Annotated in this window: 6 protein-coding genes; 3 read left to right on the top strand and 3 right to left on the bottom strand. The window is 31.8% G+C overall.

The window, feature by feature from the left end:
- Positions 1 to 856: 856 nt before the first annotated feature.
- The 3 genes from B3792_RS00750 to B3792_RS00760 are packed head-to-tail and all read left to right on the top strand — an operon-like array spanning position 857 to position 7,736.
- Positions 857 to 3,829 (top strand): SusC/RagA family TonB-linked outer membrane protein, encoded by a 2,973-nt coding sequence (locus B3792_RS00750; protein ID WP_038330395.1) that lies wholly within the window; start codon positions 857 to 859, stop codon positions 3,827 to 3,829.
- A gap of 12 nt (positions 3,830 to 3,841) precedes the next feature.
- Positions 3,842 to 5,239: a RagB/SusD family nutrient uptake outer membrane protein gene (locus tag B3792_RS00755; RefSeq protein WP_291068590.1), complete on the top strand. Its 1,398-nt coding sequence runs from the start codon at positions 3,842 to 3,844 to the stop codon at positions 5,237 to 5,239.
- Positions 5,226 to 7,736 (top strand): alpha/beta hydrolase family protein, encoded by a 2,511-nt coding sequence (locus B3792_RS00760; RefSeq protein ID WP_180906583.1) that lies wholly within the window; start codon positions 5,226 to 5,228, stop codon positions 7,734 to 7,736. Before B3792_RS00755 ends, B3792_RS00760 begins: the two co-directional genes overlap by 14 nt.
- A gap of 33 nt (positions 7,737 to 7,769) precedes the next feature.
- Here the strand turns inward: B3792_RS00760 and B3792_RS00765 are convergent, their stop codons facing one another.
- The 3 genes from B3792_RS00765 to B3792_RS00775 all read right to left on the bottom strand — a co-directional run bounded on the left by B3792_RS00765 (position 7,770) and on the right by B3792_RS00775 (position 9,825).
- The gene (locus B3792_RS00765; protein WP_180906584.1) at positions 7,770 to 8,036 is read right to left on the bottom strand and encodes a DUF6520 family protein; all 267 of its coding nucleotides are present in this window, start codon (positions 8,034 to 8,036) and stop codon (positions 7,770 to 7,772) included.
- A 72-nt stretch (positions 8,037 to 8,108) separates the two neighbouring features.
- Entirely contained in the window at positions 8,109 to 9,566 is a 1,458-nt protein-coding gene (locus tag B3792_RS00770; protein ID WP_291068593.1) for a DoxX family protein, read from the bottom strand.
- Positions 9,567 to 9,612: 46 nt separating this feature from the next.
- The gene (locus tag B3792_RS00775; RefSeq protein WP_291068595.1) at positions 9,613 to 9,825 is read right to left on the bottom strand and encodes a hypothetical protein; all 213 of its coding nucleotides are present in this window, start codon (positions 9,823 to 9,825) and stop codon (positions 9,613 to 9,615) included.
- Between the last annotated feature and the right edge of the window lie 398 nt (positions 9,826 to 10,223).

Raw genomic sequence — 10,223 nt, forward strand, 5'->3', positions numbered from 1 at the left:
AAAAAGAAAAACCCCTTTCCCAAAAACAAAGTTGGCGCGATGTACAGGAAAAGGAGTGGCTTTTAAAACTAATGTTGAATTAAAAAACGTATGTAAAATCATGAAAGAGTAAACAGATTCACACTCTATCCCCCGAAGACAACACAAAGAGTATAAATGATCTTCATAAAGTGATTAGTGTTAATTTTTAGTTTTCATTTATTAATGTAATTTTTAAAACTTGTCAGAGGGGGATATTTTTAGGAGGAATATAGGATAAAAGTAGACGAGCTCACGCGAGCATGATAATAGAGATGAAATTCTAAATGGAATTTACGATAATTAGAAGTTCTCTATTTATTGCTTTTTGCTTGATCAAAAAGTAATCAAAAAATCAAGTCTTTGCTTACAAGTCGGTCAATAATGGCTACTCGCTAAATGCTTTGAATCATTCGCATATGAAATGCGAACATAAATCATTTTAACGCTCTTTACGCCTAATTGACACTCGACTTTTCAGCAATGACCGTTTCTAAACTCGTTGTTAAAAGTGAATTTGAGTATATAAATAAGAATTAAAAATCCGACGATTTAGAATCGAAATGTAATTCAACTCTAAATTATTGGAATAAAAAAGTTGGAGTGTTTGAGTGGAGTGAGTTGCCAACTTTATGGAAANNACAAGCCCAGAATGACAAAATCCGTTATAAAAAGTGAACTTGAGTATTAATAAGAATAAAAACGTAAAACGTTAAGCGTAAAACTTATAACGCAAAAAGATAAAACCTCCTTTCCCAAAAACAAAGTTGGCGCGATGTACAGGAAAAGGAGTGGCTTTTAAAACTAATGTTGAATTTTAAAAAACTATTGTAAAATTATGAAAAAATTTTACTTCAAACTCAGTAGGCAGTCATTTACTGTATTATTGGGATTGTTTTGTGCAACACCCTTGTTAGCACAAACAGGTAAAACCGTTACTGGAACGGTAAAAGAACTACAAGTCCCACTGGTGGGCGTAATGGTAAAAGAGGAGGGAACCGATAATTCCACCTTTACCGATGATAATGGAAACTATTCGTTGACTTTACAACAGGATGATGCTAAATTAATTTTTGAGCAATTGGATTTCCCTATTCGAGAAGAAGCAGTGTTGAATAGAAGTGTGATCAATGTACGTTTCACAAAAGAAGACAACGGGATTCAGCTGAAAGATGTGGTGATCAATGCAGGATACTACTCCGTAAAAGACAAAGAACGAACGGGGTCAATTGCACGTGTAACGGCTAAAGAAATTGAGAATCAGCCTGTGAATAATGTGTTAGATGCCTTGCAGGGTAGAGTTGCAGGTTTAGAAATTACGCCAACTACAGGAACAGCAGGTGGTGGTTATACCATTCGGTTAAGAGGACAGAATAGTATAAGTGCGGGGAATGATCCATTGTTTATAATAGATGGGGTTCCGTTTGATATGAATTCTATGTCTTACACCAGTATCTCCAATACCGTAATGCCCAATTCAAACATTAATCCGTTAAATTCTATCGATCCAAAATCAATAGAGAAGATTGAAGTTTTAAAAGACGCGGATGCTACTGCTATTTATGGTTCGCGTGGTGCAAATGGGGTGATTTTGATAACGACTAAAAAGGGACAAAAGAGAAAAACTACATTTAATATAGATTCTTCAATTAGTGTCAATTCCATTACAAAAAAAGTAAATCTTCTAAATACAGAACAATACCTCATGATGCGAAAGAAAGCATTTGCAAATGATGGGATTACAAACTACCCAACAAATGCGTATGATATTAATGGAGCATGGGATCAAACGCGATACACCGATTGGCAAAAAGTACTAATAGGGAATACTGGTACAACCAATAATACAAGACTAAATATTATGGGTGGTGATGAGCAAACAAGTTTTATGATTGGCACCAATTTTATGAAAGAAACTTCTGTTTTATATGGGGATTATAGCTATAAAAAACTGAATGCCTTTGTCAATCTTAATCATTCTTCTAAAAACAATAGATTTAAAGTAGGTACTGTCCTAATTTATGGAGATGATAACAATGTATTACCAATAGAAAACTTAGCGCGTACAGCTAAAAAATTAGCTCCCAATGCACCCGCTTTATTCGATGAAAATGGAAATCTAAATTGGGAAAATAATACATGGACAAACCCTATAGCATCTACTTATAGTACCTATCGTAGTCATGCAAATGTGTTGAATACCAGCTTTAATATGAGCTATGCTTTAACGGATCAATTAACATTTAAAACGAATTTAGGTTACAATCATTCAATTTTAAAAGATAAAAGTTTCAATCCACATACAGTAAGAAATCCTGTGTATGGTAATACAAGTGCTGATAGTAGTGTCATAATGAATGAGAATGAAAAAGAAGTATGGTCAATAGAACCGCAATTGGATTATCATCTTAGTTGGACAAATAGTGAAATTACCTTGAATGTAGGAGCAACTTTTATGATGAACGAACAAAATCAGTTGGTTACAAGAGGAGTTGGCTTCGCAGATAATGCACTAATGAATGTGAGGAGCGCAGCAAAAACATTTCAATTTCTGCAAGATATTTCTTCACAGTATAAATACAATGCGATCTATGGACGATTTAATTACAGTTTGTATCAAAAATATATTCTTAATCTTACAGCAAGAAGAGATGGATCAAGTCGATTTGGAGAAGCCAATAAACTAGCGAATTTTGGTGCAATAGGCGCTGCTTGGATTTTTTCGAAAGAACATTTTTTGAGTGATCAATCGTGGTTGAGTTTCGGAAAATTGAGAGGGAGTTATGGAATTACTGGAAACGATCAAATAGGGGATTATCAGTATTTGAGTACATATTCTATAAAACAAGATGGTTATGATGGAACAACTTATTTAACACCTTCTCGTTTACATAATCCGAATTTTTCATGGGAAAAAAATCGAAAGATAGAAGGAGCAATAGAATTGGCTTTTCTGAAAAATAGATTAAATCTTGAAGTAAACTATTACCACAATCAATCCAATAATCAGCTAATAGGCTATTCGTTACCTGCTACAACAGGGTTTAAAACAATTCAAGCAAATTTGGATGCAGTAGTGGTTAATAAAGGATTAGAAATTGCGATCCATTCAACCAATATTAAGAAAGATAAATGGCAATGGGAAACATCCTTTTTAATTACATTTCCAAAGAATAAATTAAAAGCGTTCGAAAATCTAGCTCAATCCAGTTATAGCAATCAATATGTTATTGGGCAATCTATAAATATCACAAAGCTATACAATTATATAGGGATAAACCCTGTAAATGGAACTTATATGTTCGAGGATTATAACAATGATGGAAAAATAAGTAGTGCCGATGATCGTAGAATATATACGGATTTCAATCCCAAATGGTACGGAAGTTTAGGAAATACCATTCGTTATAACAATTGGAATCTTGAGGTACTTTTTCAATTCTCGAAAAAGAAAGCCTACAACGAACTGCATACGTTAAATGCAGCAGGTACATTCTTTAATCAACCTACATCGGTTCTAGATGAAGGACGTACGCAAATTTATACAACAGGCTCTAATACAAATGCTGTTGTTGCTCAAAATTATTTTTATACAAGTACTGGAGTTGTAAGTGATGCTTCTTTTGTGAGGTTAAAATCACTCTCGATAAACTACAATGTACCTCTTAAGAAAAATTATAAAGTCGCTTTGTATGCACAAGGTTTTAATCTGCTAACGCTTACGAACTACAAAGGAGGGGATCCCGAACAAATTGAAGATTTTTTACCTCCATTAAAGCGTATTGCATTTGGAACAACTATCTCATTTTAAAAAATTGAAACCATGAAAAATAATAGAACAATATATGTGATGAATATATTCATCCTATTGGTTGCCATATTTACATTGGCTGCTTGTAATGATTGGATTGAAACAGATGATCCTAAGGGAGAAATAAAAATAGAAAAGGTTTACAACAACGAGCAAACTGCTAATGCAGCAGTTGCGAGTATTTACAAAGACATGAAAAATGATGGTTTGTTGTCGGGAAGTACAAATGGATCAAGCGTATTATTTAGTTTGTATGCAGATGAACTTGATTTTTATGGTTCTACCAGCAATAACCTTTCAATGTTTCATACTCATCAATTATTGCCTTCTAATACACTGGTAACGTCTATATGGGCAAATAATTATAGAATTATTTATGAAACAAATTTAGCTGTCGAGGCATTAAATAATTCAACTAATTTATCCCTTGAGTTAAAAAATAAATTGATAGCAGAAGTGTTGTTTATAAGAGCATTTACGCACTTTAATTTGATGAATGTATATGGTAAAATACCCTATATCACTACATCCAATTATCAAATCAATCGATATGTTTACCGTGATGAAATAAAGATTGTTTACGATAATATCGAAAAAGATTTGCTTCAAGCAAAAGACTTATTGGTAAATAATGTGGCGTCTACTGCGAATAACAGAGTAACTATATATGCAGTATCAGCCCTATTAAGTAAGGTGTACTTATACCAAGAAAAATGGGACAAAGTAGTGAGTGAAACGCAAGGAATTGTTCAAAATCAGAACTTTTCATTTCAACAACCAATAGAAAATCAATATAAAAAGGAAAGCAAGTCTACAATATTTCAATTTTCATCGACCATAAATGGTGAAAATACGTTAGAAGGATCATATTTTATTATTAATAGCGGACCTCCAACTCGGGTAGCTTTACGACAAGATTTTATAAGCCAGTTTGATCCATTGGATAAAAGGTTACAATTTTGGACAAAGAAAGTAAGCAATACAACAAATACACAATCTTGGTATATACCTTATAAATATAAAGAAAATGCAAATACAGGTTCAAGCAAAGAGTTTTCTATTGTATTTGGTTTGTCAGAAATAGTCTTGATAAGAGCAGAAGCTTATTTGCATACAAACGAATTGGCATTGGCAGTGAAAGAAATTAATATCATTCGAGAGAAAGCAGGGTTAAATCCGTTTAATTCATCTAATCCAAATGAAATTCAAAAAGAACTTATACTTCAAAGAAAACTAGAATTGTTTACAGAACATGGAAACAGATGGTTTGATTTGAAACGTTGGAAAATAGCAGAGGAAACCCTAAAACCTATAAAATCAAATTGGAAACCAAGAGATTTAATTTTACCAATTCCAGAAACCGAATTATTGATTAATCCTAATCTAAATCCTCAAAATGATGGCTATTAAATATGTCAATTCAATACTAGTTATGCTGTTTGTCTGTTCGGGATGCTTTTCAAAAGCGCAAGAGAATCAAAAAACTTCGAATTGGACAAAACATACTTTATTTACAGACGTAAGTAGCGATGGAAAGTGGGTTGTTGTAAATGATATGCAAGATAAAAATAATGTTATACTTGTACAGACAGATTCTGGTGTTAGAAAAGAATTGGAGTCAATCATTCTTTTGAAATTTTTGAAAAATAATGATATACTATCTTTTGTTGATGAGAAATCAAATTTACATCTAATTGATTTAAAAACACTAAAAACAATTTTCCAAGTTGAAGTACTACATAAAAGATATTTTACAAATCATGATCAAACGATAATTTCATACCTAAGAAAGGGAGAAAAAGAGAAAAAAGATTTACAGTTACTTGATTTGAAAAGTAACAAGTCATATACGATACACGATGTAGAAAACTACCAGTGGCATCCCGCCAAAGATGAGTTAGTTTTTCTAACATCAAATACGGATTCTAACACTAAAACATTGAAAAAATGGGAATCGGGTTCAGAAAATCAACAGTCTCTCTTTATAACCCCAAAAAATGAAGTAAAGATATTAGGGTGGCAAAGCGATCAAAAAAGTATACTTCTATTAGAAGATACGGTTGACGGAGGGATACTTTACACGATTAATACCCAAAATAAGGAGGTGAAATCTTTGGCTTGTAAAGCATTATTTTCTGATGAGGTAGCTCGTAAAATAAATGGTTTTGATAGTACAAGTGATCGTAACGGAATAGTCTTTTTTAATGTAGATATCGTAAAGAGTAAAAATGATAATTACAGTATTTGGGATACCCAAGATGCTTTAATAGCACCAAGAAAAGCTGTTGCTGAAGAATATGTTTTGAATAAACAGAGCATAAGATGGGATACAAAAACAAATGAATCTTCTATCATTACTTCAAATAAATTGAATGCAGTAATCATTAAACCTAACTTTAATTATGCATTAGCGTATGACTTTCTAGAAAATGAACCTTCTACAGAACAATATACTGTTGCCGATTTATACCTTAAAAAATATGAAAAAGGAGAAGAGAAGTTAATTGTTCCAGCACATTATTTTTCTTACGACTATCTTTCGTTTTCGCCGAGCGGAAAATATATCATGTATTTTAAAGATAAAAAATGGTGGGGATATGATACAGAAAATGATAAGCACATTAAAATTACCATACCATCAAATTATTCTTTTTATAAAACAAACGATATGTATTATAAACATCCAACACCGTATGGAATAGAAGGGTGGTCTATGGATGAAAATGAAGTGTTTGTGTATGATGAGTTTGATATTTGGATGTACAATATTAAAAATGCAACGGCTAAAAAAATAACAGTTAGTAAAGGGGATATAAGTTATAGATTTAATAAAAAAGAACTAAAAAATACTTCTTACATTGATATCAGTCAAAAGTTGATGTTAGATCTATCGAATAAAGATGAGAAAAATGGTTTTGCTTTTCTTGAAAAAGGAAAAGTTGTACCAATTGTCTTCGAATCCTATACAATTGAAAATGCTGTATGTATTAATAAGCAAACATGTTTTTTTAAGAAGTTTAGGTATAACTTATCTCCAATTATTGAGCGCATAGATTTGACTACCAAAAAAAGAAAGATAGTATATCAAAGTAATCCCGATTTGGCAAAATTAGATTTAGGTAAAAGTGAAAGTATAGAATACAAGAACATAAAAGGAAACAAATCGAAAGGGATTTTACTTTACCCAACTAATTTTAATCCTAACAAACAATATCCTGTTATTTACTATGTATACGAGAATATGACGTATAAAGTAAATCAGTTTGCAAGTCCAACAAAATATACCGAAGACGGTTTTAACATTCTTAATTATATATTGGATGGGTATTTTGTTTTTTTACCCAATTTAGATTATCAAATAGGAAATTTAGGTGAATCAATTGTCGTGAATATAGAAAATAGTGTAGAAGAACTAGCAAGTCGATCATATATTGATAAGAATAGATTTGGATTAATTGGGCATTCGTTTGGTGGTTATGAAGCGGCATTTATAGCAACACATTCCAATTTGTTTAAGGCAATTGTAGCGGGTTCTGGCGTGATGGATTTGGTTTCTTGGTCGCATGATGTACAATGGGAAGGTTGGTTTAGAGAGCAAGCATGGAGGTTAGAAAGTCAGCAGTTTCGAATGAAAGAAAGTTATTATACAGATAAAAATAACTATATAAGAAACTCACCTTTCTATCAGGTGGAAAACATGAAAACGCCTTTATTGTTGTGGGCTGGTAAATCTGATTATAATATAAATTGGTATCAAAGTATATATATGTATATGGCTATGAAAAAATTAAATAAAGAAGGTAAATTGATTTTATTTAATAACGATGGTCATTATTTAACGCGTAAAGAGAACCAAGAAATGTTATATGATTCAATCTTAAATTGGTTTAATACGTATTTAAAATAAGAGAAAGGAGCTCTTACGCTCCTTTCCTTTAAATTATGGTTGCCAATGCATCAAGTTTTGACTACATTGAGTACCATTTTTAAATTCAAATACTTCTTTAGAACCAATTGTACAACTTACAGTTCCTATGTTATTGCAAGTGGCATCTACCTGTTCACATTCTTCTAAATCATTGTAAATATAGGCAGTTGCATACTCTGTAGATTCATTAGAAGATTTCCCTTCAGTGGCAAATGCAAAAGCAACAGCCATCATTCCTACCCCGATAGGTAGCGCTTTTTTTAGAAAATTTGTTTTCATTTTGTTTCATTTTAATGTGGTGACTTACTCTATTGTACAGGTTTTCAGTCTTGTCCTGCGTTGCGCAACGATTTATTTTTTCAATTGATAGCGATAGATTTCATCATCAATTACAGCGAAAACAGAGTTTTGGTATATTTTAAAATCCATAAGTTGTTGTTTAGGTTTATGATAGAGGTAAAAACTGTGGAGATAATGGTTGTTTACAAGATCATATACATCTATGATGCTTGCACTTTGATGTTCTTCCTCAAAATTTCCCAGTCGTTTGCTGTGGATGTAGAGATAATCTCCATAGGTAGCTATCGTTTCATTTACTCGAATTGTTTTAGGACCTAATCGATAGTTTTGGTCTTTTTTATAAAAAGCAACATCAAGTTCTGGTTCATTTAAAGAATCGATGCTTTTCATAACATTTTTTTCATTCATCATAGAATCAAGGATGATAATTTCATTTTTATAATAATAGACAAATAAAAAGATCTGATGTTGTTCATTCCAAATTAGTAATCCATCCAAATCAAATGCTCCATCGTAATGGCTTTTTAAACTTGTATCGTTTATTTTTATTTGAAATCCATCCACTGTTTTATACAACAAAGCGAGTGCTGTTTGTTTAGTTTTTTGACTTGTTATAGAAAGACCAAAATGATCTTTTTTTCCAGGAACATATTGATTATAATAAGCATTATCAATAGTTTCAAGAGAAGCTGTATAATCGTTTAATATTCCTTTTTCTATAATTCCTACTGTTCCATCCCCTAAGTAGAAGTATGGGGAGTTTACGGATGTTATTATTCGTTTATAAGGGAGTAGCTCATTTTTTATTTTGATCCGATTATTAATCACATTTTGCGTATGGTAATCATAAGTTCTAAGAAATAAAGGAGCATTAGGATGAGCTAAATAAGCATAACAACTATCAATACCTGCTATATAATAACCTGTGGATTCTAAATTGAGTGTAGTTAGTTTTTCTGCTAAATGCGGAATGTATTTACGCGTAAACGCATTGTTATACTGAGATTTTTGTTCAGATAAACTATACAAAATGGTTACACTAACAATTCCGATTATTGTAAGAGTAGTTTGTTCAATTATATAACCTCTCCATGTTTGAGAGGATTTTGTTATCCTAATGCCAATTAGAGCTAAACCTACAAAGACTACATTAAAAATTAAATGTTCTGTCCATCCCATCTTTTCTAAAACTCCACCACAAGAACAAGGTGTAAATGGCGTGAAATGTAGAATAATCACAATATAGGTGGTGAACATCACCATTAATAAAAGTGAAATCTGCAAGGCTATTTTTCTAGTTCGCTCAAACATCAAGAGAACAGCTGTTACAAGTTCTAGGATGATAATGCCATAGGAAATAGAAATCGCATAACTAGCTAATAAGGGCGATTGTCCCAATTGCGTTTGAAAAGTTTCAAAATCCATCAGTTTGCTTACTGCAGCATAGACAAATAAAACAATAAATAGGTAGCAGATGAGCGTTTGTATAAACGGTGCAATTTTTCTCATCTTTTAGTATTTTAATTCTTAAAAAATAACTTTCTAACATCTAACATTAGTTTCCGTTTTCATCTTCATCAATAGTTCTCATATAGGGATCTTTATCACGAGGCGGGTCGTTTTTAGAAGGAATGCTATCCTTAATATTATCTTTCAAAGAAGGAGTAATACGTTCTGAATGAATCGGGGTGTCAATTAGAATATTTTCATCTTCTATACAGCTATTGAATACAAAACACCCAAGTACAATTAAATAAAAAGATTTCATAGTTTCTCATTTTTAAAGTTTGTACCGAAATTAGGTTCAGCGTAAAAAATAGGAGGTATGTCAATGCGTCAAAAACATAAAAAGCCTGTCTAATTTATAAATTCATACACTCCAATTTTTAAGAAAACCGAAAAAATCATCAAGCAGAATTCATTTTCAGCTTCTTATTATCGTCAGTCAGAGTGGCGCTTGCAAAACGTTGTATCGAAGACTTAGACGATAATAATGAATGACAAAAACCATTGTTAAAAGTGAATTTGAATATAGAAAAAGAATAAAGAACTGGCATTAAAACTCTCACGTTAAGAAAATGTTTGAATGCAACGTTAAAAAGGTTTTAGCCCGTAGGGTTTTTAAAATCTTTAGTGGAGTGAAATCATTTTTAGTAGAGAGGTTTA

Origin of the sequence: Empedobacter sp. UBA5924 (genome assembly GCF_002431085.1) — a bacterium.
In the GTDB taxonomy this organism is placed as follows: domain Bacteria; phylum Bacteroidota; class Bacteroidia; order Flavobacteriales; family Weeksellaceae; genus Empedobacter; species Empedobacter falsenii_B.